Source organism: Latilactobacillus sakei (assembly GCA_002953655.1).
Taxonomy (GTDB): domain Bacteria; phylum Bacillota; class Bacilli; order Lactobacillales; family Lactobacillaceae; genus Latilactobacillus; species Latilactobacillus sakei_A.
The window spans coordinates 1,175,906-1,198,854 of sequence record CP025839.1 but is presented as its reverse complement, the minus strand read 5'-3'; the positions used below and the strand labels follow the sequence as shown (position 1 = coordinate 1,198,854).

Here is a 22,949-nt window from a genome sequence, read left to right as displayed (position 1 = left end):
AAAAAACAGACATAAAAGGAGAGATTCCACTTATGAAAAAAACCAAAATCGTAAGTACACTTGGACCCGCAAGTAACAGTGTAGAAATCATCACAAAATTAATTGAAGCAGGTGCTAACGTATTCCGCTTTAACTTCTCTCATGGTGATCATGAAGAACATTTAAGCCGTATGAATATGGTTCGCGAAGCTGAAAAAGCTACAGGCAAAACTGTTGGTATCATGTTAGATACTAAGGGTGCTGAAATCCGGACAACTGTTCAACAAGGTAAGAAATTTGAATTACACACTGGTGAAGTGGTACGTATTTCAATGGACGATACACTTGAAGGAACACCTGAAAAAATTGCCGTTACTTACCCAGGTCTATACGACGATACTCACGTTGGTGGCCACGTTTTAATCGATGATGGTTTAGTGGATCTTAAGATTATTGAAAAAGACGAAGCAAACAAAGAACTTGTTACTGAAGTTCAAAACGATGGGATGGTTGGTTCACGTAAAGGTGTTAACGCACCTGGTGTTTCAATCAACTTACCTGGTATCACAGAAAAAGATGCTAGTGACATCCGTTTTGGTTTAGACAACGATATCAACTTTATCGCTGCAAGTTTTGTTCGTAAACCTCAAGACGTTTTAGATATCCGTGAATTATTAGAAGAAAAACACATGGAACATGTTCAAATCTTCCCTAAGATTGAATCACAAGAAGGTATCGACAACATTGACGATATCATGAAAGTTTCAGATGGTTTAATGATTGCTCGTGGTGACATGGGTGTTGAAATTCCATTTGAAAACGTTCCTTTCGTACAAAAGAACTTGATCAAGAAATGTAACGCTATTGGCAAACCAGTTATCACAGCAACACAAATGTTGGACTCAATGCAAGAAAACCCACGTCCTACACGTGCTGAAGTTAATGACGTTGCTAACGCTGTTATTGATGGTACTGACGCAACAATGCTTTCAGGTGAAAGTGCTAACGGTGACTACCCAGTAGAAGCTGTTGCAACAATGGCCCGCATTGATGAAAGAACAGAAAAATCATTAACAGACCGCGATGCATATGCATTAAAAGCATACAGCAAGACTAACTTGACAGAATCAATTGGCCAAGCTGTTGCACATACTGCACGTAACTTAGGTATTAAGACAATCGTTGCTGCTACAGAATCAGGTTCTACAGCACGTATGATTTCTAAATACCGTCCACAAGCTGATATCTTGGCTGTTACATTTGACGAACGTACACGTCGTGGTTTAACAGTTAACTATGGTGTATACCCAGTTATGGCTAAGAAACCTGCTAATACAGATGATATGTTCAACTTAGCTACACAAACAGCTCAAGAACATGGTTTTGCTAAAGAAGGCGACCTAATCTTGATCACTGCTGGTGTTCCTGTTGGCGAACGTGGCACAACAAACGTTATGAAGATCCAATTAATTGGTTCAAAATTAACACAAGGCCAAGGTGTTGGCGATGAAACAATCGTTGGCAAGGCTGTTGTTGCTTCAAATGCTAAAGAAGCAGCTGAAAAAGCTGTTGATGGTGGTATCTTAGTTGTTAAAGCAACTGACAAAGATTACTTACCAGCAATCGAAAAATCAAGTGCTATCGTTGTTGAAAACGGTGGTTTAACATCACACGCTGCTGTTGTGGGTATCGCTATGGGTATCCCAGTTGTTGTTGGTGCTAAAGACGCAACAGAAGCTATCAAAGATGGCGAAGTTGTTACTGTTGATTCACGTCGTGGTATTGTTTACCGCGGTGCAACAAACGCTCTTTAATCAAACGCTGATTAAGAAAGAAAACACCCTCAAATTTTGAGGGTGTTTTTTTGTAGTCAAAGTGGCTTTTTGCTTTGGAAATTTTGTTTTCCGAAATTACTTTTATGAAAATACTGACAAGCTGGCTAATTATCGGTACAATGGTAGGGAGACTTTATTGGAGGTTCACATGGAAAGTTGGTTATTTTTAGCAGCGATTTTAATCGTTGCCTTATTAGCAAAAAATCAATCTTTAATCATTGCCACCGCAGTTGTTTTAGTCTTAAAAGCATTACCAATTTCTGAAAAAGTATTGCCGGTGATCCAGGCTAAAGGGATTAATTGGGGCGTAACGGTCATTTCAGTGGCTATTTTGGTCCCAATTGCGACCGGGCAAATCGGCTTTAAAGAATTAATCAGTGCTTTTAAGACGCCGGCAGGTTTTATTGCCGTTGGTTGTGGTGTGCTGGTCGCTGTTTTGTCGGCAAAGGGCGTGGGCTTGTTAGCCGCTAGTCCCGAAATGACAGTGGCACTTGTATTTGGAACAATTATGGGCGTCGTTTTCCTTAAGGGAATCGCGGCTGGACCGGTGATTGCTGCAGGTATCACCTACACCATTTTAACAATTTTCAATTTAGTACCAATCCATTAAGAAGAATAAAGAGGTTAACTATGAACGAATTAATCGGACAAGTGATTACAGCACTTGTAACAGATGAAAATGAAGAAGCGTACTTCGCCCAAAAAGACGGTGTCACGTTTGAACTTAAGAAAGAATATTTAGAAGAAGAATTAGCAATCGGGGCAACAGTTACCGGTTTTGCATATGAAAATTCAAGCCGGGAATTAGTTTTATCAACGGTTATTCCTAAATCACGTGTCGGTCACTTTGCTTTTGGTGAAGTCGTTGAAACCCGTCGTGATCTCGGTGTTTTTGTTAATATCGGCTTACCTGATAAGGATATTGTGGTTTCGCTTGATGTGTTACCAACTATCATGAAATTATGGCCTAAGGTTGGCGATCGCTTGATGATTGCCATCGAAGTTGATCAAAAAGGTCGGATGTGGGGCCAATTAGCCGACGAAAATATCTTTAGAGCTATTTCTAAGGGTGCTAAACAAGAAATGAAGAACCAAGATATTGAAGGGACCGTCTACCGATTGAAGATGGCGGGGACTTTCTTATTAACAGATGATTTCTACATCGGTTTTATTCATCCTTCAGAACGAGAAGCAGAACCACGTCTTGGCCAACGGGTTAAAGGCCGGGTCATTGGGGTCCGTCCAGAAGGTAGCTTAAATGTTAGCTTGAAACCAAGAGCTTATGAAGAAATTGGGGACGATGCCGAAATGATTATGGCGGTCTTAAAACGCCAACCTGGCTACGCAATGCCATATACTGACCGTAGCAACCCAGAATTAATTAAGAGTTATTTCGGAATTAGCAAGGGCAGTTTTAAGCGTGCTTTAGGGCGGCTAATGAAAAACGGCTTAATCGTTCAAGAAGAGGGCGAAACAATTTTAACGGCCAAGGGGCAAAAAGATATTGAACCAATTGTTGATAACGATCAAGACCAAGATTAATTTGAATTGCCGACAGTAATGTCGGGATTTATTTAAAAAGGAAGTCTCTATTGATGAGTAAGGCTGAGCAGTTAGAACAAATCAGAAAACAATTGCAAGAAGCAGGCTACAAGCTAACCGCCCAACGAGAAGCAACTGTAGCGGTGATTCTAGAGTACTCGCAGGCGCATTTAAGTGCTGAACAAATCTTTATTAAGACTAAAGCTGAAGTGCCAGAGATAGGCTTAGCAACAGTTTATCGCACGTTGGAAATGTTGACTGAGTTACATGTTTTGAATAAGATTAGCTTTGTAGAAGATGGTGTGACGCATTATGATTTATGCGAAGAAAATGCCAGTCAGCATTTCCATCATCATTTGTTATGCTTGCAATGTGGGGCCATCGAAGAAATTCATGAAGACTTATTGGTAAATGTTGAACAGACAGTTGCTGAGCGGTTCTCATTTGCCGTCTTAGATCACCGGTTAACGCTTCAGGGAATTTGCGCAAACTGTCAAGCGACTAATTTAGCCAACGGATTACCAGCTAATCAGCTCGATCCAAGCAAGCAAGTGGATATTAGTCAATTGTAGGAGGAGTTCACTTGGATGATTTAATTCAAGATTATTTACATTATCTGAAGATTGAACGTGGTCTTTCTGAAAATACGCGTCAGAGTTATCGTCAGGATTTAAAACAGTATCAACAGTTTTTAGAGTCACAAAAATTGACAACTTTTACGGAAGATCGATTTGTTGTCTTAAATTTTCTACAGGCGCAAACGGCGGCCCACAAGGCACAAAGCAGTATTACGCGGAGTATTTCGACGCTGCGTAAATTTTATCAATACTTAACGCGTGAAGGGCATATTCAAAAAGATCCAATGTTACAGATTGATTCCCCGAAACAAGGCCGGCATTTACCGGCGGTTTTGTCATCAGAAGAAATCGAACGTTTGTTAAAGACACCAGATACGAGTACGCCTTTAGGCCTGCGGGACCGGGCAATCCTTGAAGTCTTGTATGCGACTGGTCTGCGGGTTAGTGAACTAGTTCATCTGAAATTGACGGACTTACATTTATCCCTAGGGTTGATTCAGACTTTAGGCAAAGGGGATAAGGAACGGATTATCCCAATTGGCGATGTTGCAGTCGACTGGATTAATCAATATTTAGAACGTAGTCGCAATCAGTTAACTAAGGGGAAGAATTCGCCTTATTTATTTGTTAATTTTCACGGAAATGGGCTAACCAGACAGGGGATTTGGAAGAATTTAAAAGCCATTGTCCAGGCCGCTGGAATCGAAAAAGATGTGACACCACATACATTACGGCATTCTTTTGCAACCGTCTTGCTTGAAAATGGCGCCGATCTACGAATTGTGCAGGAATTATTGGGCCATTCTGATATTTCGACCACTCAGATTTATACGCATATCAGTAAGAAACATCTCACGGAAGTTTATCAAAGAAGCCATCCAAGAGATTAGACTGATTTGTCGTGTTTTCTAATTTATGGTAGAGTATTGCTAATAGAACTTTGTTTGATCATTGGAGGTCAACATGTTATTTAAGTACAAGAATGATTATGAAAAAATTGCGATGGGTTTTTTATCGTTTATTCCGGATTTAAAAGAAGTGAGTCATGTACAATCAGAACTTGCTTTTTACAACCAAGATGACCAACATGTCTTATACCTTTGGCGCAATGATGAAGGTGACTTTGCTGGTATCGTGGGAATTGAAATTGGGACCGATTTTATTTTAGTGCGCCATATTTCACTTAGCCCATCTGAAAGAAATGATGCTAATCTATTCCGGGTCTTGAATGAGCTGGCGGCAATTTATCCTGATAATCGGGTCATGGGATCATTAGAGACAGCGCCTTTAATTGCTAAATGGGAGCAGCAGACTAAAGAAATGGATTAGAGTAACGCATGACTGAACAATTAACGTTAATTTTGACGGACTTTGAAGGACCATTAGATTTATTATTACATTTGATTAATCAGACTAAAATTGATATTTATGATATTCCAATTGCTGAAATCACCACGCAATATCTAGACTACTTGCACCAGATGCAAGAACTGAAGTTAGATATTGCGGGTGATTATTTAGTAATGGCGGCGACCTTAATGAAAATCAAGAGCAAGCTACTTTTACCAGCACCGCCGGCAATGGCCGAAACCTTAGAAGCAGATTATGTCGATCCGCGCCAAGAGTTGGTGGATCAATTGTTGGCCTACCAAGCTTTTCAAAAAATTGCAACGGTCTTGCAGGAACGAGAATCGGAAAGGCAATTATTATTTGCGAAACCGGCAAGTGCTAATCCTGCTGAAAAGGTGGTCCCACTGGCACGCGGTGTAATCAAGCCCCGTGACTTAGCGGCTGCTGTATCTAAAATGTTGGTTGAGGCGGCAGTTCAACAACCAGATTTTAAGACGGTTCAAAATGATGAAATTACAATTGCTGAAAAGATGGATTGGATTATCGAGCGCTTAAAAACGCGAGCAACAACGACTTTTGAACAGTTGGTCATCAACCGCTTTGATCGTGAAGAAATTGTCACCACCTTTTTAGCGGTTTTAGAATTGATGAAAGAACGGCTGATTAATTGTGATCAAGCAGATTATGATGACCAGATATTTGTGACATTGAAAGAAGGTATTGCAGATGAACCATCTCGCTGAAATTGAAAGTTTACTCTATGTTGCCGGCGATGAAGGCATTACGTTGCCACACATCGCGCGACTCATTATGTTAGACGAGGCTGCAGTACGACAGTTACTAACGAAATTGGCTGAACGGTATCAGACAGATGAACAATCCGGTCTTAGCTTAATTCAGGCGGCTGATTGTTATAAGTTGGTGACTAAGAAGGCTTACGCGGGTTTATTGAAGGCTTATTTTGACGGTCCCGTTTCGACGAGTATTAGTCAAGCAGCCCTTGAAGTATTGGCAATCATCGTCTATCGGCAACCACTAACGCGAATTGAAATTGACGAAGTACGCGGTGTTCAGAGTAGTGGTGCGATTCAAACGCTACTTGCCAGACAATTAATCGTTGAAAAAGGACGTAAGGATGCACCTGGTCGGCCGATTTTATATGGCACTAGTGATTATTTCTTAGATTACTTTGGCTTACGCTCGTTGAAAGAATTACCAGAATTAGAACAAATGACATTAACAGACGATACAGCAGAACCTGAGAATGATTCCGCGGATTTATACTATCGTCAGTTTGAACAGACATTAAATGAAACGGGACCAGAGACGGCCCCTAAAGGAGAACAATAACTATGGAACGACTACAAAAAGTCATCGCAAATGCGGGCGTTGCCTCACGGCGGAAGGCTGAAACGCTAATTGCGACTGGTCACGTTACTTTAAACGGTAAAGTGGTTAAGGAAATGGGGATTAAGGTTGATAGCACTTCTGCGCATATCGAAGTAGATGGTGTGCCATTAACGCGTGAAAAAAAGGTTTATTATGCCCTTTATAAACCGCGCCAAGTGATTTCAGCTGTCACCGATGATAAAAAGCGCCGCGTGGTCACAGAATACCTTGAAGATATTCAAGAACGTGTTTACCCAATTGGCCGGCTTGATTATGATACATCAGGTTTATTGCTATTAACTAATGACGGCGATTTTGCCAACATGATGATGCATCCGAAATATAAGGTTGATAAAACCTATGTCGCGAAAGTATCAGGCTTACCCACCGCTGAAATGCTCCGTCAATTACGGAAGGGGATCATGCTTGAAAAACGTAAGACAGCCCCTGCTAAAGTGAAAATCATTTCAACGGATCGTCGTAAGAATACAGCCATCTTAAGTATTACGATTCATGAAGGGATGAATCATCAAGTTAAGAATATGTTAGCCGCTGTTGGCTTACCTGTTTCTAAGTTAAAACGGGAAACATATGGTTTCTTAACGTTGGATGGTTTAGTTTCTGGCGAATACCGGGCGTTAAAACCAATTGAAGTGGCTGAATTCAAGAAGATTGCAGAACTCAATGAAAAACCCAAGCATAAAAACCGACCAAAATTATCACGGCATGACTAATTAGTTGCTTTTCTAATATTGATTTGCTATGCTTATCTCGTAATAAAATATTATGGTTCGTCTTCAGGGGCAGGGTGTAATTCCCGACCGGCGGTAAAAGTCCGCGACCTGCTGCAATGTCGATTCTTGTGGTGGCTGAACTGGTGTGATCCCAGTACCGATAGTGAAAGTCTAGATGGAAGAAGATAGGGCTTATTTGAGTATGAACGTATTCAACTAAGGTCTGTTAATCACCCTGATTAGCAGGCCTTTTTAGGTACAATCGACTCAGCGGGTCCGCTGACGAAGGCAACCTCATACGGAGGGTGTTTGCAATGCGTGTTTCAAAAGTACGGACAATGGTCGGGGTCGCGATGTTAGGGGCGATTTCATTTATTGTCATGTTTTTCGAGTTTCCCATTATCTTAGCTTTTCCATTTCTGAAGATTGATTTCAGTGATGTAATTGTCTTATTGGGAACGTTTATCTACGGACCAATCGGCGGAATCGGCGTGGCGGTAATTCGTTCGTTACTCCATTTCATTATGACTGGCGCCAGTTTACCTAGTTTGGTTGGTGATTTATCTGGTGTGATGGCGTCCATTTTTTATCTATTACCATTCTACTATCTCTTTAACCGTCAAAAGAGTGTGATATGGGGGCAAGTGATTGCCGGAACAATCAGTTCAATCTGTATGACAATCGTATTGTGCTTAGCCAATTGGTTATTTATCTTACCGATGTATATTAAACTATTGAACTTTAATTTGGGGATGTCGATGACTAAATATATTTTTATCGGATTAGTGCCCTTTAACTTGATTAAAGGCGCTTTAATCACAGTTGTCTTTGCGGTCTTATATCTCAGGATTTTACCATGGTTAAAACAACATATGAAAACAGCAATCTAGTATAAAAGCCTACCGCAAAATAGCGATAGGCTTTTATTAGTTTAGTGACAAAACGTGTATTATTGGGTTGAATATGCTACGATGAAAATGGGCCATCTTGACGGACGATGGCGCGGGTTGGACAAGCGGTATAAGCGGCTTTAAAAGCAATTAAATCATGCGGATTTTCGATGGGTGTTTGGCCGGCATTATTGTCTGGTTTAAAAAAAGCAACGCCTTCGTGGTCGTAGTCAAAGAGCTCGGGTGCTTTTAACTGACATAACCCGCATGCAATACACCGTTCAGGGATAACTTTACTATAGAACATTATTTTCACACTTTCTAGATTAGAGGAATTATTAAGATGTTAACAGATTATTTACTCTGTTTATTTGCGACGGAACCCCGCCGCTATCAAGCGATTTATTATACATTGGTTGGTAAGCGTACCACATCTAACCTGTATGCTGGTTTAGCGTATGGTTTATTAAAGTGGCTTCAGATTTATCCTAATCTAGAATTGGCGCAATTTCAAGCTGAATTAGCACAACTACAAGAAAAAGGTTGGTTAGTGATTGAAGATCGCCAAGCTTGGTTGACCCCGGCTGGTGATAATCAGAAGACAGCTTTAATGACGACGTTAGAATGGCCAACGCATTATTATGGGCCAGAGATGGGGCACTTACAGCAGTTTCAAAGTCGCTTATTTTTGGCGATTCAAATTATATCAGAATATAGTCACCATAATACACAGTATTATCCAATTGAAACCAGTATGCGTGATCGGGTGCAAGTTGTCAGTTGGTTTAAACAACATAAACATGACTCAGAGATGGTCGCTCAGTTTAGAGGAGAATTACAACAAATTTTAACACAGTTAACAGCTACTCAAGCTGATTTACTAGCCAATCGGTTAGTTGGTCACCAAATAATCGGACAGAGTCAACAGCAATTAGCGCAAAAATTGACATTAGAGCCACTGACCGTAACGATTCGGCTGTTAGATGCGCAAGCTCAGTTTTTTGCAATTCTTAGCCAGCAGGCCACCGACTATCCATTATTGGCGGGCTTATTATCGCCGCTAGATGCCACTTTAAGTTTAAGTACAGCGCAAACCTGGGCACTGTTGCAACAAGGGCAGTCGATTGAAACGATTAGTCAAAGACGGCGGGTCAAGTTAGGCACAATTAGGGAGCATATTTTAGAGACGGCAATTTTGCAGCCGCAGTTTCCGTTTGACCGGTTTATTAGCTCAGATTTAGAGGCGGCTTTGGCGGCCTTGATGGCTGAAGTACCCGATTTAACGTTTAATGCTGCACATGAGCAGTTACCGACGCTGGATTTTTTCAGTTATCGGTTATATCAAATTAAAACCAAGGTGGTGGCTGCATGATTTCTGAACAACTCATTTATGATCAGTTAGCGCAACGTTTTGGTTATTCAACCTTTAAACCGGGCCAGTTAGCGGTTATTCAGTCGGTACTTGCTGGGCAGGAGACATTAGCCGTTTTACCAACTGGGACCGGGAAGTCGTTGTGTTACCAATTACCTGCTTATATTTTGGGACATACGACGGTGATCGTCTCACCGTTGATTGCGTTAATGCAAGATCAAGTCGCCCAACTTAACTACCAGGGGGAAAAACGAGCTGTCGCGATTAATTCTAACTTAGTACCTCAGCAAAAACATCAGTTGTTGACGCATTTAGCGGATTACCGCTTTATCTTTATGGCACCAGAGACTATCAGTCAACCCGAGGTTATTCAGGCGCTTCAACGTTGTCAAATCGATTTGTTTGTAGTTGATGAGGCCCATTGTATTTCACAATGGGGGATTGATTTTAGACCGGACTATTTAGTTTTAGCAACCATTAAAGATCAATTACAGCCAACCGCAACGCTGGCTCTGACGGCGACTGCCAATGACCGTGTGCGCCAGGATATTTTGAATAAGTTGGCGTTAAAAAATGCGGCCCAAATTATGACCTCTGTTGATCGACCTAATATCTATTTGGGCGTGAGCCAACAACCTGATGAACAAGCGAAGAATCAATTTTTAGCCAGCTTAGTGCAAAAAAGCCAAGGTCCCGGGATTGTTTATTTTTCAAGTCGGCAAAAGACAATGGCGATTGCAGCCTTTTTACAGCAGGAGACTGATCTAAAAATTGCTTATTACCACGCAGCGTTATCAACCCAGGAGCGGTATTTAATTCAACAACAATTTATGCAAGGACAACTCGATTTAATTTGTACCACTAATGCTTTTGGGATGGGGATTAACAAAGCGGATATTCGCTTTGTGATTCATTATCACTTGCCACAAAATATCGAAAGTTATCTACAAGAAATTGGACGAGCAGGTCGAGATGGGCAAGCAGCGTATGCTTTAGTCCTAACAACCCCGCAAGATTTATATTTACAACAATCACTCGTATCATTTGGGATTCCGGAACCCGGACTCATTCGGCGCTATTATCAGGAACCGCAATTATTTAAACAAAGTCAAGGCAATGAATTTGAACTGTTGCGTCGTTACCAACAACTGGGGATGACCGAAGAAGAGGTGATTGCCCTATTGGATAATCGCCAAACTGAAAAACAATTTTCATTACAAACAATGTTAGATTATTTGACGCTCAAGGGCTGCCGGCGTCAATTTATTGTGAACTACTTTGACCAGGCACCAAAGACGATTGAACACAGTGAAACATGTTGTGGCGAGCAGGATACCACCGCGTTTTTGGCCCAGTTAGACTTAGAACAGGCTATTAATTGTAAAACGGCTGAAACCGGTGTTCTAACTGGTTGGACGGGAATCCTGGACCAATTATTTTAGATAAATTTAAAGTTTTTTAGAAAAGTCTGTGGTACAATATCAAAGAATACCAATAGGGAGGGCCGTCAATGCTCAAAGATGATAAGAAAAAACAAGATAATCCGACGGAAGAAAAACCCTGGGAAAGCCAGTTCGACGATGATCGGGATGACAAAGGGAATTTATCTCGTGTTGCTGCCAAGAGTAAGGAAAAAGGAAATACATATTTCGCTATTATTCTAGCTGTATTATTAGTTTTGATGATCGCATTTCCAATTATCGCTTACACCGTTCATTCTAGTCGTGCCAACCGCCCCGGTTTAGAGGATTCTAAGATTGTCGTTAAAACCGCTGATAGCGAGAAGAGTAAGAGTAAATCAACCGCTAAGAAGGCTAAAGAAGCCAGTGAAAGCCAAGAACGCGCTGAAAGTAAAGCAGCGAGTGAAAGTAAGGCTAAGGCTGATAGTGAAGCAGCGAGTGCCAAGTCGGCTAGCGAAAGTGCTAAAGCACAAGCAGCGAGTGAACAAGCTGCTAGCCAACAACAAGCTGCTGCTGATAGCGCTAGTCAACAAGCTGCCTTAGAATCTGCTGCTAGTTCATCAAGTGAACAAGCTACTTCAACAAGTAGCTCGTCAGAAACAGCAGGTGGCACGTATACCCTTAAACAAGGGGAAGGTCTTTACCGGGCTGCTGCCAATAATGGCATGTCATTGAGTGAATTATTAGCATTGAATCCGGGATTAACAGCTAACTCAAGTGTTGCACCAGGAACCGCACTCAAGGTTAAATAATAATGCTAAACAGAAGGTCTGGGGATTCTCCCAGCCTTTTTTAATGATTTTTTTAGGAGGATTTACATGCAAATTGCAATTGATGGACCAGCATCGTCTGGTAAAAGTACCGTGGCGAAGATTGTTGCCACTAAATTAGGATTCGTTTATGTTGATACGGGTGCAATGTACCGTTCAGCAACCGTCTTGGCACAACAATTAGGCCTTGATTATGGTGATGAAGCCGGTTTAATGGCTGAATTGGCTAAAGCTGATATTCAATTCCAACCAGATGAAGCGGGTCAAAAAGTCTTCTTAAATGGTTTAGACATTACTTTAGCAATCCGGACACCAGAAATTACGAATAACGTTTCGCAAGTTTCAGCGTTACCAGCCGTTCGAACAGAAATGGTTGATCGTCAACGCCAAATTGCCGAACAAGGACAAGTTGTCATGGATGGTCGCGATATTGGCACGACTGTTTTACCAGATGCAAAAGTTAAAATTTTTATGGTGGCTAGTGCAAAGGAACGTGCTAAACGGCGCTATGCTGAAAATACGGCTAAAGGGATTATGACCCCATTAGCAACGTTACAAGCAGAAATCGAATTACGTGATCAAAAAGATAGTACACGGGCAGTTTCACCGCTTAGAAAAGCTGACGATGCAATCGAAATTGACACAACAAAGCTCTCAATTGACGAAGTTGTTGCTGAAATTTTAACGATTGCAAAACAAAATATGTAATTTTATGGGTTAATCAGATAAAATAACTGGTAATCCGTTGCCATATCAACTAAAATAAAAGATGTATAGATAGTCGTTAAGGAGGATTTTAGCTATGAATGATGCTAATTTGAATGACACCCAAAGCAGTGAAACAATGGCAGCTGCTTTAGATAGTGTCCATGAAGTCAAAATTGGGGACGTTGTTAAGGGTGAAGTTTTAGTAATTGAAGACCGACAAGTCATTGTTGGTATTGAAGGAACTGGCGTTGAAGGCGTTGTTCCTCAAAAAGAATTATCAAGTCAACCAATTGAAACATTAACGGACGCTGTTAAAGTTGGTGATCAATTTGATTTAGTTGTTATTGCGACAATCGGTAACGACAAGGAAAATGGTAGCTACTTATTATCTAAGCGCCGTTTAGAAGCCCGTAAAGTTTGGGCAGAAATCGAACAAAAATTTGAAAATAAAGAAACAATTAAAGCAACTGTTCTAAACGTTGTCAAAGGCGGCTTAGTCGTTGATGCTGGCGTGCGTGGCTTTATTCCCGCTTCAATGCTTTCAGATCGTTTCGTTCGTGATCTTAATAGCTTTAAGGGTCAAGAATTAGAATTACAAATCATTGAAATTGAACCAAGCGAAAACCGCTTAATCTTATCACGTAAAGCTTTAGTAGAACAAGAACGTCAAGCACAACTTAAAGCCGTTTTTGAAAAACTATTGCCTGGTGATATTGTTGAAGGCGAAGTTGCACGTTTAACTAACTTCGGGGCCTTTGTTGACTTAGGCGGCGTTGATGGGTTGGTTCACGTTTCAGAAATCTCATACGATCACATTAACCAACCTTCAGACGTATTAGAAGTGGGTCAAAAAGTGAAAGTTAAGATTCTTAGCTTAGACCAAGAAAAAGGCCGGATTTCATTATCAATCAAAGATACACAACCTGGTCCTTGGGATGATATCGCTGAAAAAGCACCTGTCGGCAGCACATTAGAAGGGACTGTTAAACGTTTAACTACTTTTGGTGCGTTTGTTGAAGTCTTCCCTGGTGTTGAAGGCCTTGTGCACATTTCACAAATCTCACATCAACATATTGCAACACCAAACGATGTTTTAGAAGAAGGTCAAACTGTTCAAGTGAAAGTCTTGTCAGTTGATCCTGAACAACAACGTTTAGGTTTATCAATCAAAGCTTTACAAGAAAAACCAGCAGGTGCTAAGGATTCTGAACCAGAAGACGTTGCACCATCAGATTACGAAATGCCAGAAGAAGAAACTGGCTTTAGTATCGGTGATATGCTTGGTAAAGCATTAGACGAAAAATAGTTTGTAAAATCGTATTGAATGCTTAATAGGCTTAAGGTAGGGTCTGGGACGAAACTAGGTTTTTGTCCCAGACCCTTTCCTGATAGTCGCTAAATAGACTAATCGCGGGACAAGGGGTCGCTTTGCTTAAAGCACTTTTTGTCCTTGTGTTATTTTGCGGCCTTTTTTCGCAAGAACGTGCTTGTCGTCAATTGATGGACAAGGTAAACTGAACAATGAAGGGAATGAATACAATGTCAAAACCAGTTATCGCAATTGTTGGCCGGCCGAACGTCGGTAAATCAACAATTTTTAACCGGATCGCGGGCGAACGGATCTCAATCGTTGAAGATACGCCAGGTGTTACACGTGACCGGATTTATACAGCAAGTGAATGGTTAGGTCATGAATTCAGTCTAATCGATACCGGTGGGATTGAAATTAGTGATGCACCATTTATGGAACAAATTAAACAACAAGCAGAAATCGCAATTGATGAAGCAGATGTTATTATCTTCTTAGTGAGTGCCAGAGAAGGTGTGACAGATGCTGATGAACGTGTTGCACAGATTCTTTATCGCGCTGACAAGCCAATCCTATTAGGGGTTAATAAGGCTGATAATCCAGAACAACGTCAAGATATCTTTGATTTCTACAGCTTAGGCTTTGGCGATCCAATTCCCGTTTCTGGTGCGCATGGACAAGGGGTCGGGGATTTATTAGATGCCGCTGTTGCTAAATTCCCAACGGATCTTGAAGAAGAAGAAGACGATAGTATTAAATTTAGTTTAATCGGTCGTCCCAACGTTGGTAAATCATCATTAGTAAATGCGATGTTAAAAGAAGATCGGGTGATTGTTTCTCAAATTGAAGGCACAACGCGTGATGCCATCGATACGAAGTTCATGGCGGAAAATAATCAAGAATTTACAATGATTGATACTGCCGGGATTCGTAAACGTGGTAAGGTCTACGAAAATACTGAAAAGTACGCGGTTATGCGGGCTTTACGCGCGATTGACCGTTCAGATGTCGTATTAGTCGTCTTGAATGCTGAAGAAGGTATTCGGGAACAAGATAAGAAAGTGGCTGGCTACGCACATGAAGCCGGTCGTGGGATTATCATCGTCGTTAATAAGTGGGATACGCTTGAAAAAGATAACCATACGATGAAGGAATTCGAAGACCATATTCGGAATCAATTCCAATACTTAGACTACGCACCAATCATCTTTGTTTCAGCTAAGACGGGTGTTCGTCTCCAAAACTTACCAGCAATGATCGAATTAGTCAGTGAAAACCAAAACAGACGAATTCAATCAGCCTTATTAAATGACGTCTTGATGGAAGCCACAACGGTGACACCAACGCCAGCGATTAACGGGAAACGTTTGAGAATTTATTACATGACCCAAGTGGCGGTTCAACCACCGACATTTGTCGTCTTCGTTAATGATATTAATCTATTACATTTCTCATACCAACGTTTCTTGAAAAATCAACTGCGCAAAACGTTTGACTTTACTGGTACACCAATTCATTTGATCCCTCGTCAACGGAAATAAACAAATTTCGAAGTTGATAAGCTAATATGATTAACTAAATTGGAAAGAAAGCCCTTTTTTTAGCGAAAATCCTTGCTATCACTAGGTTTGTGTGATAAATTTAAAAATGAAATGGTGATCAACTCATTGTTTCGTCATTTTTGACCACTCAAAAATGGTTTCGGTATTTATTACTGATTATCTGTGATGAGCAGGAGGTGAAAAACATGGCAAACAAAGCACAATTGATCGAAAACGTTGCATCAAAAACTGGTTTAACTAAGAAAGATGCAACTGCTGCAGTAGATGCAGTATTTGGTTCAATCCAAGACACTTTGAAACAAGGTGACAAAGTTCAACTAATCGGCTTTGGTACATTCGAAGTACGTGAACGTGCAGCTCGTAAGGGCCGTAACCCACAAACTGGTGCAGAAATCAAGATTCCTGCAAGCAAAGTACCTGCATTCAAGCCAGGTAAAGCTTTAAAGGATTCTGTTAAATAAGAATTCATGAAAGGGCTGGGATTTTCCCAGTCCTTTTTGATTGGTTAAAAGTCATTTTATGGTAGAATAGATAAATCGAAAAAGGGTGGTTAAATGACGAATTCAGAACAAATGCTATCAGCATTAGAAGATAATGATTTAAAACAAGCCGATGAGCTTTTCCAAAAGGCTTTAAAAGAAGACGATCCAGAAACGTTGTACAGTTTGGCCGAAGAACTCTACGCAATGGGTTTTTTGGAACAAGCGTCGACAATCTATCAACAATTATTAGCGCAATTCCCAGATGAAGATCAAATTCGGACGACGTTGGCCGATATTGCGGTCAGCAACGGCCAATACGACGACGCACTCAATTTATTGACGGATATTACGCCGGAATCTAATGCGTACGCAGAAAGCCTATTAACGGCCGCTGACGTGTACCAGACGATGGGCTTGCCAGAAGTCAGCGAACAGAAACTATTAACGGCGCTACGTCTTTATCCTGATGAACCAGTGATGCAGTTTGCACTAGCCGAATTGTACTTTGAAATGGGTGAATACGGTAAGGCAGCTAACTACTACGAAGCTTTGATTGACCAAGATGTGCTGGAATTGGGCCAAGTTAATATTCAAAAACGCTTGGCAACAAGTTATGCCAGCAGTGGGGCCTTTGAAGAAGCACTCCAAATTTACGAAACAATGACCGTCGAATTTTTAACGGAAGACGATCAATTCCAAATGGGCTTTTTATACCTACAAATCAAGGATTATCAAAAGGCAATTGAAATTCTCACGAAACTTCAATTAGCTGATCCACAATACACATCGCTTTACGTTTACCTAGCGACAGCCCAAGAGGCTCAAAATGAGCTTCAAGAGGCGCTCACGACCGTTCAAACCGGGATTGGCTACGATATGTATAGTGAGGTCCTCTATCAAAAGGGGAGCGATTTAGCCCTCCAATTAGGTGACGACCAAGTGGCCGAACAAATGTTAAACAAGGCCTTGGAAATTAACCCGGATAATATGGGTGAAATCAGTGCCTTGAGTCAAGTTTATCGCCGTCAAAACCGCCATGCGGAAAACGTGGCCTTTGTGCAAGAAGCAATTGCCAATCATAAACCAACGGCTGAACTTTATTGGTCATTGGCACAATCGCAATTTGCGCTTGAAGCATTCGACGATGCACGTGAGAATTATTTACTTGCTTATCCGGAATTAAAGGATAATCCAGAATTTTTACACGACTTAATCTTATTCTTCCAAGAAATGGCGCAAGTCCCAGAATTATTAGCGGCTTTGAAACAATACCTACAATTAGTGCCCAATGACCTTGATATGCAGACTCTTTATGATGATTATCAAACATTAGGTAATTAAAAAAAGCGTTAAGACCAACGATATAGTTGGCCTTAACGCTTTTTTTGTGTAATGCATAATGATTAGTCAGTTAAATAGGTTTGATTAAGTGTTTCCTGTGCCCAATCGCACCATTCTAATTCGGTGGCACAGACCATTAAGCGCCGTTTCAAGATGAGGTAGCGGCCTAAATTTTTCTGTTTTTCAATGGGGTCCGTAATCGCGTCGTATTCTTGCATCTTATGTTGATATTGTTTTTGTGTTTTTTGGTAATGGTGACGGCGATCTTGGAGTAAAGAGGTTGCCTGTTCTTGGTTGAATAAAGCAATGACATACACTTTAGCTAAAAATTCGTCACGTTGAGTAGGGACATTGGTTTCTTCTTGGAACCAGTCAGCAACCACGAGTTGTCCCTCAGGCGTTAAGTGATAAATTTTTTTTTGCTTGTGAATGGCATCGGTTTCGACTGATACGTAGCCTTGTTCATGAAGTTTATTCAAAGCTGTATAAATTTGGCTATGGTGTGCTTCCCAAAATAAATTAATATACTGCTTTAACTCATAACCACTGCAAGGTTTACGAACTAACATACATAATAAAATATAGCTGAGTGTACTCATCTTGTTTCACCCTTTAATCGATTAATTATTGCTCAGTATAACATACTTTCCTTTCACAAACATGTCATTAATTCATGTCAAAAATTAGTGTCAAAATTGACACGTTTTAAAATCTAGTGTACTTTATATAAAGAGAAAGAGAGTGATATGTTAATGGAGAATCAAAATAAAGGGCTGCGATCAGCGTATGCCTTGGCTTTTACGTGTATGGTCGCTTTTATGGGGATTGGCTTAGTTGATCCAATTTTAAAAACCATCGCGGTTAAATTGAATGCAACACCAGCGCAAACGACGCTATTATTTACGAGTTATATGTTGGTGACAGGGATTATTATGTTATTTACTGGTTTCATTTCGACTAGAATTGGTGCCAAAAGAACAATTAGTATCGGTTTAATCATTATTGTATTATTTGCCGCTTTAGCAGGTCGTTCACAGACAATCTCACAATTAATTTCGTTGCGGGCCGGTTGGGGCTTTGGGAACGCATTGTTCTTATCGACAGCGTTAACGGCAATTGTTAGTGTGATGCCCGAAAAAACGGAACAAGCCATTATGTTATACGAAGGTTCAATGGGAATCGGAATGGCAGTTGGTCCGTTAGTCGGTGGGGCGCTGGGGAGTTTTTCTTGGCGTTTTCCGTTTTATGGCGTAGCAATCTTAATGTTTATCGCTGCGATGACGATTGTATTTTTATTAGAACCGATTGCCAAACCCGTTAAAAAAGCGCGCTTTTTTGCCGGCGCGGTTGCCTTAAAAAATCATCGCCTCCGCTCAATCGGAATTATTGCATTGTTGTATAACTTTGGCTTCTTTACAATTTTAGCGTACGCACCCTTTTTATTAGTTGGGCTCACTGAAATGCAAGTCGGGTTTGTTTTCTTTGGCTGGGGAATCTTACTCGCCATTGCGTCCGTTTTTGTAGCACCTCGCTTGGAACAAAAGACGAACACGTTAATGACATTGTTGATTGGGTTGGGCTTTTTCCTCGTTTGCTTAGTAGTGATTGGGATTAATGCTGATCAACCAGTCCTAGTGGCCTTTGGCGTGATCATCGCCGGCTTCTTCCAAGGCTTAGTCAATACGCTCTTAACAACGGTTGCAATGGAAAATAAGACGATTGAACGCAGTGTTGCATCGTCTGCCTACAGTTTCATTCGGTTTACCGGGGGCCATTGCGCCTTTTGTCGCTGGTAAAATTGCTGAAAAATGGTCAGCTCACTGGACATTTTACTTCGCCGGCTTGATGATTCTAATTGGGATTTTATTCGTTCTTCGCAATCAACAGTATTTCATAACGGCGGAGGAAGAAGAAAAAGAAATTGAAATGATCGACGGTAAAGAATTACTATAAATTGAAGACCCTTCAGTTAGTGTTATCTAACTGAAGGGTCTTTTTTAGTGTGCAAGCGGTATTGATTTTAAAAAGGCAGAAAGAATGAAGCGTAATTTTTTGACAACGCTTTCTCGAGCTTGATAACATTAAAATGTAATATAAATGATAAGGAGTGGATATGATGAAGAAGCAATTATTGAAATGGACCATCGTTGGCTTTTGTTCAGTATTAGGTGTGACAGCATTAGGTGCCGGACAAGTTAGCGCACACGGGTATATCACATCCCCAGGTAGTCGCGCGTATTTAGGTAGTAATGCGTTCACAAATGATACCGGTCAAAAACCATTGAACACCAATGTTGGTCAAGTTCAATACGAGCCACAAAGTATTGAAGCCCCTAAGAATACATTTATCGATGGCAAATTAGCGAGTGCTAATATCAGTTCATTTTCGAATCTTGATGAACAAACGAGTACGAGATGGCATCAAAATCAAGTTAAATCAGGCGCATTAACGATTAAGTGGCACTTAACGGCACAACATAAAACAAGTACGTGGGACTATTACTTAACCCGCCCAGGTTGGAATCCAAATCAACCGCTAAGTATTTTAAACTTTGAAAAGATTTCTTCGATTGATGATCAAGGAAAGTTACCAGCCAAAGACGTTGCACAGACGATTAATATTCCAACCGACCGAAGTGGCTATAATGTGTTGCTAGGTGTTTGGAATATTTCGGATACGGCAAATGCCTTCTATCAAGCGGTGGATTTAAATATTACGAAGTAAAGAAATTGGGATTATTAAGAATGAAGCATGACGATTGTTTAAAACAAGAAATCAAAAAAGGCTGAACAAATATCTGTTCAGCCTTTTTTCGGTTATGCTATTTAATCCTTCATGGGCGTCTCATACGTAAAGCCTTCTCCTAGTGCTTCGTGGACGTCAATAATTGAAATGAAGGCTTTTGGGTCTTGGTGTTCAATAATTCTTTTGAGGTGGGCCACTTCGCTAGCACCGACTACACAATAAATCATTTGACGCGATTGGTGTGAATAACCCCCTTCAGCGTGTAAGAAAGTCACGCCCCGACCGGTTTGAGACATGATTTGATTGGCAATCTTTTGATAGTGATCGCTGACGACTAACAAACCTTTGGCCGCATACGCCCCTTCGAGTGTAAAGTTAACGACGCGGGAGAAAACGTATGATGCAATTAAGGTATACATCATGTGCTCGATATCGAGGTAACTGAGGGAAGCTGTTAAAACAAAGATATCAAAAATTAATAGGGAACGCCCCATTTGGACTCCCCGTCGTTTTTCAATAATTCGGGCGATGACATCACTACCGCCTGTCGTACCACCGTAGCGGTAGATGATACCACTACCAAAACCACCACATAAACCAGCCAGTAGCGCGGCAATGAAAATATCGTGATTTAAATTAATGGTGACCGGGACGCGTTGCCAAATCCATAAGAAGACGGACATCATGACGGTGCCGTAAATTGTATACGCTAAGGCGCGTTTGCCTAAAAATTTGTACCCAAGAATTACTAATGGGATATTTAAAATTAAAGTTGTATATGCTGGATCAATATGAAGCCAATAGCGCACAATTAAGGTAATCCCGGTTAACCCACCTTCAGCTAAGTGGTTTTGAATGTTAATCGTAATCAAACCAAAGGCGTAAATCGCACAACCAATGGCAATCGCGATTAAATCACGGAAAGTGGTGGTCAAATTTGTTTTTTGTGTCATTTGTCATTCCCCCTTACTGTGGTACCTACTATTAAATATAGCACGGAATCGCTGTCATGACTAAGCCAATTAAGTTTAGCAAAGGATTGTGGTATGATAAATGGATAAAATGATGTACCAATAGTGGTCAGATAAGAGGTTGAATAAATGAAATTAACGACTTTTGCGCCCGAATTTGCAGAAGCACTGCCAATCCTAGAACAAATTGAAGCAGCTGGTTTTGAGGCTTACTTTGTTGGGGGGAGTGTCCGTGATAATTTATTGGGCTTACCAATTCATGATGTTGACATTGCGACATCTGCCTATCCAGCTGAAATCAAACAAATTTTTAAACGGACCGTCGATACTGGGATTCAACATGGTACGGTCATGATTTTAGATCATGGGAATGGCTACGAAGTGACAACTTTTAGAACGGAAACCGGATACCAAGATTTTCGGCGGCCTGATTCAGTAACGTTTGTCCGCTCATTGGAAGAGGACTTGAAACGGCGTGATTTTACCATTAACGCCTTAGCGATGCGCGCAGATGGTGAAATTATCGATCTTTTTGACGGCATTGCTGATTTGAAGGCGCATAAAATTCGAGCGGTCGGTGTCGCCGATGAACGCTTCCACGAAGATGCACTTCGGATGATGCGGGCAGTTCGGTTTGAGAGCCAACTCGGTTTTTCAGTGACTGAAAACACGCAAGCCGCGATTGAAAAACACGCTGCCTTACTTGAAAAAATTGCAGTTGAACGCATTCACGTTGAATTTATGAAGTTGATGCAAGGGATTGAACGGCAAAATGGGTTACGGACGTTTATTGACACGGGCTTATATCGATATTGTCCAGATTTGGCTGATCAATTACCGGCTTTGGAACAATTGACGGCCTTGCCCACGAAGCAGCTGCATGACGAAAGTACGGTTTGGTTAGTGGTGACCTATTTACTTGGGCAAACCCCCGCACAAGCTGGGCGTTTTTTGAAGCATTGGAAGAGTGCTAATGATGTGATTGATGCGGTTAAAGCGGGCTTAGTCTTACTGCCTAAATTATTGACGGCAACTGCCGATCAATGGGACCTTTATCAAGCTGGCCAAGCAGTTTTAGTGATCAGTTTGCAAATCGCAGAATTAGTGACAACTGCGACAATTCCGACTGCCGACTGGTTCACGCGTTATGACCGGTTACAAATTAAACAAAAAGCCGATTTAGCGATTAATGGCCAAATATTGATGCAAAATGGCTTCCAGCCCGGACCCATTTTAGGTAAAACGCTGGCTATTTTAGAACGGAAAGTGGTCCTAGCCGAGTTACCAAATGACACGGAAGCGTTACTAAAGGCTGCTAAATAAAAATGAACCACTTTTTCAAGACTTGTGTTAAAATAAGCATGTAAGCACATTCAGAAAGGGTGACATTGATGGCACAACACGTTTTTAAAGAATTGAAATTGTATTTTAGAAATGGTGACGCATGGACAATCAACCACAAGGAATTGAACGATATTTGGATTAGCCGGGTAACAACGAGCTATGGCCGCATTAATGGTGGCCCAATGCAAGAAATTCATCCATGTAAGAGTTTTAAAGCTGAAATCTTGCCAGAAGCTGATCATGTTAAGAGTGAAGACATTAACACTGGCTCACTTGAAATGGGGATGTTTGGCCGCGCAACGAAGTATCAAGATATTGAGAAGTTAGACCTTATCTTTGAAGACGAACAAGATAAAAAACCACTTCAAATTTACTTCCCATTCAAGAATAAGGATACAAGCGGTTTAGATAACATTTATCAAACCAGCCAAATCTCACAAAAAAATGGTCATTTATACATCGTCATTGATGCTACAAGCTCAATTGCCGATGAATATCCTGAAATTTAATGACTGCATTAAAACCGATTCGATTATGAATCGGTTTTTTTAGTGATTTTTAATTGTCACCCGCCGGATTATTCGCTA

At 40.9% G+C, this 22,949-nt stretch carries 24 protein-coding genes, 1 pseudogene and 1 riboswitch; of the genes and pseudogenes, 22 read left to right on the top strand and 3 right to left on the bottom strand.

The window, feature by feature from the left end; all coding sequences use genetic code 11:
- The first annotated feature begins 32 nt into the window (after positions 1–32).
- The 10 genes from pyk (at position 33) to C0213_05890 (ending at position 8,297) form a co-directional block, all read left to right on the top strand.
- Complete coding sequence (pyk, locus tag C0213_05935) at positions 33–1,793, top strand: pyruvate kinase (protein ID AUX11970.1); 1,761 nt, start codon at positions 33–35, stop codon at positions 1,791–1,793.
- A 169-nt stretch (positions 1,794–1,962) separates the two neighbouring features.
- On the top strand, positions 1,963–2,424 hold the full coding sequence (locus C0213_05930; protein ID AUX11969.1) for a DUF441 domain-containing protein: 462 nt from the start codon (positions 1,963–1,965) through the stop codon (positions 2,422–2,424).
- A 20-nt stretch (positions 2,425–2,444) separates the two neighbouring features.
- Positions 2,445–3,356 carry a DNA-binding protein gene (locus tag C0213_05925; protein ID AUX11968.1) on the top strand — a complete coding sequence of 304 codons (912 nt, stop codon included), beginning with the start codon at positions 2,445–2,447 and terminating at the stop codon, positions 3,354–3,356.
- A gap of 53 nt (positions 3,357–3,409) precedes the next feature.
- Positions 3,410–3,928 carry a transcriptional repressor gene (locus C0213_05920; GenBank protein ID AUX11967.1) on the top strand — a complete coding sequence of 173 codons (519 nt, stop codon included), beginning with the start codon at positions 3,410–3,412 and terminating at the stop codon, positions 3,926–3,928.
- Between the two features lie 11 nt (positions 3,929–3,939).
- On the top strand, positions 3,940–4,824 hold the full coding sequence (xerD, locus tag C0213_05915; protein AUX11966.1) for a site-specific tyrosine recombinase XerD: 885 nt from the start codon (positions 3,940–3,942) through the stop codon (positions 4,822–4,824).
- A gap of 73 nt (positions 4,825–4,897) precedes the next feature.
- On the top strand, positions 4,898–5,263 hold the full coding sequence (locus C0213_05910; GenBank protein ID AUX11965.1) for an N-acetyltransferase: 366 nt from the start codon (positions 4,898–4,900) through the stop codon (positions 5,261–5,263).
- An 8-nt stretch (positions 5,264–5,271) separates the two neighbouring features.
- Complete coding sequence (locus tag C0213_05905) at positions 5,272–6,027, top strand: segregation and condensation protein A (GenBank protein ID AUX11964.1); 756 nt, start codon at positions 5,272–5,274, stop codon at positions 6,025–6,027.
- Positions 6,011–6,634: an SMC-Scp complex subunit ScpB gene (scpB, locus tag C0213_05900; GenBank protein ID AUX11963.1), complete on the top strand. Its 624-nt coding sequence runs from the start codon at positions 6,011–6,013 to the stop codon at positions 6,632–6,634. Before C0213_05905 ends, scpB begins: the two co-directional genes overlap by 17 nt.
- A 2-nt stretch (positions 6,635–6,636) precedes the next feature.
- Positions 6,637–7,407 (top strand): rRNA pseudouridine synthase, encoded by a 771-nt coding sequence (locus C0213_05895; protein AUX11962.1) that lies wholly within the window; start codon positions 6,637–6,639, stop codon positions 7,405–7,407.
- 55 nt (positions 7,408–7,462) lie between these two features.
- Positions 7,463–7,598: riboswitch (FMN riboswitch) on the top strand.
- Positions 7,599–7,721: 123 nt separating this feature from the next.
- The gene (locus C0213_05890; protein AUX11961.1) at positions 7,722–8,297 is read left to right on the top strand and encodes an ECF transporter S component; all 576 of its coding nucleotides are present in this window, start codon (positions 7,722–7,724) and stop codon (positions 8,295–8,297) included.
- Positions 8,298–8,373: 76 nt separating this feature from the next.
- Here C0213_05890 and C0213_05885 read toward each other — a convergent pair whose 3' ends face one another.
- Positions 8,374–8,604 (bottom strand): ferredoxin, encoded by a 231-nt coding sequence (locus tag C0213_05885; protein AUX11960.1) that lies wholly within the window; start codon positions 8,602–8,604, stop codon positions 8,374–8,376.
- Between the two features lie 36 nt (positions 8,605–8,640).
- Between C0213_05885 and C0213_05880 the strand changes: the two genes are divergently transcribed.
- From C0213_05880 to C0213_05845, 8 genes are all read left to right on the top strand, one after another.
- On the top strand, positions 8,641–9,669 hold the full coding sequence (locus C0213_05880; GenBank protein ID AUX11959.1) for a hypothetical protein: 1,029 nt from the start codon (positions 8,641–8,643) through the stop codon (positions 9,667–9,669).
- Complete coding sequence (locus C0213_05875) at positions 9,666–11,111, top strand: ATP-dependent DNA helicase RecQ (GenBank protein ID AUX11958.1); 1,446 nt, start codon at positions 9,666–9,668, stop codon at positions 11,109–11,111. The genes C0213_05880 and C0213_05875 overlap by 4 nt, the downstream gene beginning before the upstream one ends.
- A 68-nt stretch (positions 11,112–11,179) precedes the next feature.
- Positions 11,180–11,881, top strand: a complete 702-nt coding sequence (locus tag C0213_05870) for a LysM domain-containing protein (GenBank protein AUX11957.1) — start codon at positions 11,180–11,182, stop codon at positions 11,879–11,881.
- 66 nt (positions 11,882–11,947) lie between these two features.
- Positions 11,948–12,607 carry a (d)CMP kinase gene (locus tag C0213_05865; GenBank protein ID AUX11956.1) on the top strand — a complete coding sequence of 220 codons (660 nt, stop codon included), beginning with the start codon at positions 11,948–11,950 and terminating at the stop codon, positions 12,605–12,607.
- 94 nt (positions 12,608–12,701) lie between these two features.
- Positions 12,702–13,913: a 30S ribosomal protein S1 gene (locus tag C0213_05860; protein ID AUX11955.1), complete on the top strand. Its 1,212-nt coding sequence runs from the start codon at positions 12,702–12,704 to the stop codon at positions 13,911–13,913.
- A gap of 233 nt (positions 13,914–14,146) precedes the next feature.
- Positions 14,147–15,457: a ribosome biogenesis GTPase Der gene (locus C0213_05855; GenBank protein AUX11954.1), complete on the top strand. Its 1,311-nt coding sequence runs from the start codon at positions 14,147–14,149 to the stop codon at positions 15,455–15,457.
- Between the two features lie 206 nt (positions 15,458–15,663).
- Positions 15,664–15,939, top strand: coding sequence for an HU family DNA-binding protein (locus C0213_05850; protein ID AUX11953.1), 276 nt, complete (start codon positions 15,664–15,666; stop codon positions 15,937–15,939).
- 93 nt (positions 15,940–16,032) lie between these two features.
- Complete coding sequence (locus C0213_05845; GenBank protein ID AUX11952.1) at positions 16,033–17,301, top strand: hypothetical protein; 1,269 nt, start codon at positions 16,033–16,035, stop codon at positions 17,299–17,301.
- Between the two features lie 62 nt (positions 17,302–17,363).
- Here the strand turns inward: C0213_05845 and C0213_05840 are convergent, their stop codons facing one another.
- The gene (locus C0213_05840) at positions 17,364–17,900 is read right to left on the bottom strand and encodes a PadR family transcriptional regulator (GenBank protein ID AUX11951.1); all 537 of its coding nucleotides are present in this window, start codon (positions 17,898–17,900) and stop codon (positions 17,364–17,366) included.
- Positions 17,901–18,053: 153 nt separating this feature from the next.
- Here C0213_05840 and C0213_05835 point away from each other — a divergent pair.
- Both C0213_05835 and C0213_05830 read left to right on the top strand, forming a co-directional pair.
- Positions 18,054–19,254, top strand: a pseudogene (locus tag C0213_05835) (MFS transporter).
- 163 nt (positions 19,255–19,417) lie between these two features.
- Positions 19,418–20,026, top strand: coding sequence for a chitin-binding protein (locus tag C0213_05830; protein AUX11950.1), 609 nt, complete (start codon positions 19,418–19,420; stop codon positions 20,024–20,026).
- Positions 20,027–20,127: 101 nt separating this feature from the next.
- Here the strand turns inward: C0213_05830 and C0213_05825 are convergent, their stop codons facing one another.
- Positions 20,128–21,000, bottom strand: a complete 873-nt coding sequence (locus C0213_05825; GenBank protein AUX11949.1) for a hypothetical protein — start codon at positions 20,998–21,000, stop codon at positions 20,128–20,130.
- 147 nt (positions 21,001–21,147) lie between these two features.
- Between C0213_05825 and C0213_05820 the strand changes: the two genes are divergently transcribed.
- Positions 21,148–22,341 carry a CCA tRNA nucleotidyltransferase gene (locus C0213_05820; protein AUX11948.1) on the top strand — a complete coding sequence of 398 codons (1,194 nt, stop codon included), beginning with the start codon at positions 21,148–21,150 and terminating at the stop codon, positions 22,339–22,341.
- Between the two features lie 68 nt (positions 22,342–22,409).
- On the top strand, positions 22,410–22,871 hold the full coding sequence (locus C0213_05815) for a hypothetical protein (GenBank protein AUX11947.1): 462 nt from the start codon (positions 22,410–22,412) through the stop codon (positions 22,869–22,871).
- The last annotated feature ends 78 nt before the right edge of the window (positions 22,872–22,949 follow it).

Coding starts and splice junctions, on each gene's coding strand:
- pyk (AUX11970.1), top strand. CDS start 33: ATGAAAAAAACCAAAATCGTAAGTACACTTGGACCCGCAAGTAACAGT.
- C0213_05930 (AUX11969.1), top strand. CDS start 1,963: ATGGAAAGTTGGTTATTTTTAGCAGCGATTTTAATCGTTGCCTTATTA.
- C0213_05925 (AUX11968.1), top strand. CDS start 2,445: ATGAACGAATTAATCGGACAAGTGATTACAGCACTTGTAACAGATGAA.
- C0213_05920 (AUX11967.1), top strand. CDS start 3,410: ATGAGTAAGGCTGAGCAGTTAGAACAAATCAGAAAACAATTGCAAGAA.
- C0213_05910 (AUX11965.1), top strand. CDS start 4,898: ATGTTATTTAAGTACAAGAATGATTATGAAAAAATTGCGATGGGTTTT.
- C0213_05905 (AUX11964.1), top strand. CDS start 5,272: ATGACTGAACAATTAACGTTAATTTTGACGGACTTTGAAGGACCATTA.
- scpB (AUX11963.1), top strand. CDS start 6,011: ATGAACCATCTCGCTGAAATTGAAAGTTTACTCTATGTTGCCGGCGAT.
- C0213_05895 (AUX11962.1), top strand. CDS start 6,637: ATGGAACGACTACAAAAAGTCATCGCAAATGCGGGCGTTGCCTCACGG.
- C0213_05890 (AUX11961.1), top strand. CDS start 7,722: ATGCGTGTTTCAAAAGTACGGACAATGGTCGGGGTCGCGATGTTAGGG.
- C0213_05885 (AUX11960.1), bottom strand. CDS start 8,604: ATGTTCTATAGTAAAGTTATCCCTGAACGGTGTATTGCATGCGGGTTA.
- C0213_05880 (AUX11959.1), top strand. CDS start 8,641: ATGTTAACAGATTATTTACTCTGTTTATTTGCGACGGAACCCCGCCGC.
- C0213_05875 (AUX11958.1), top strand. CDS start 9,666: ATGATTTCTGAACAACTCATTTATGATCAGTTAGCGCAACGTTTTGGT.
- C0213_05870 (AUX11957.1), top strand. CDS start 11,180: ATGCTCAAAGATGATAAGAAAAAACAAGATAATCCGACGGAAGAAAAA.
- C0213_05865 (AUX11956.1), top strand. CDS start 11,948: ATGCAAATTGCAATTGATGGACCAGCATCGTCTGGTAAAAGTACCGTG.
- C0213_05860 (AUX11955.1), top strand. CDS start 12,702: ATGAATGATGCTAATTTGAATGACACCCAAAGCAGTGAAACAATGGCA.
- C0213_05855 (AUX11954.1), top strand. CDS start 14,147: ATGTCAAAACCAGTTATCGCAATTGTTGGCCGGCCGAACGTCGGTAAA.
- C0213_05850 (AUX11953.1), top strand. CDS start 15,664: ATGGCAAACAAAGCACAATTGATCGAAAACGTTGCATCAAAAACTGGT.
- C0213_05845 (AUX11952.1), top strand. CDS start 16,033: ATGACGAATTCAGAACAAATGCTATCAGCATTAGAAGATAATGATTTA.
- C0213_05840 (AUX11951.1), bottom strand. CDS start 17,900: ATGAGTACACTCAGCTATATTTTATTATGTATGTTAGTTCGTAAACCT.
- C0213_05830 (AUX11950.1), top strand. CDS start 19,418: ATGAAGAAGCAATTATTGAAATGGACCATCGTTGGCTTTTGTTCAGTA.
- C0213_05825 (AUX11949.1), bottom strand. CDS start 21,000: ATGACACAAAAAACAAATTTGACCACCACTTTCCGTGATTTAATCGCG.
- C0213_05820 (AUX11948.1), top strand. CDS start 21,148: ATGAAATTAACGACTTTTGCGCCCGAATTTGCAGAAGCACTGCCAATC.
- C0213_05815 (AUX11947.1), top strand. CDS start 22,410: ATGGCACAACACGTTTTTAAAGAATTGAAATTGTATTTTAGAAATGGT.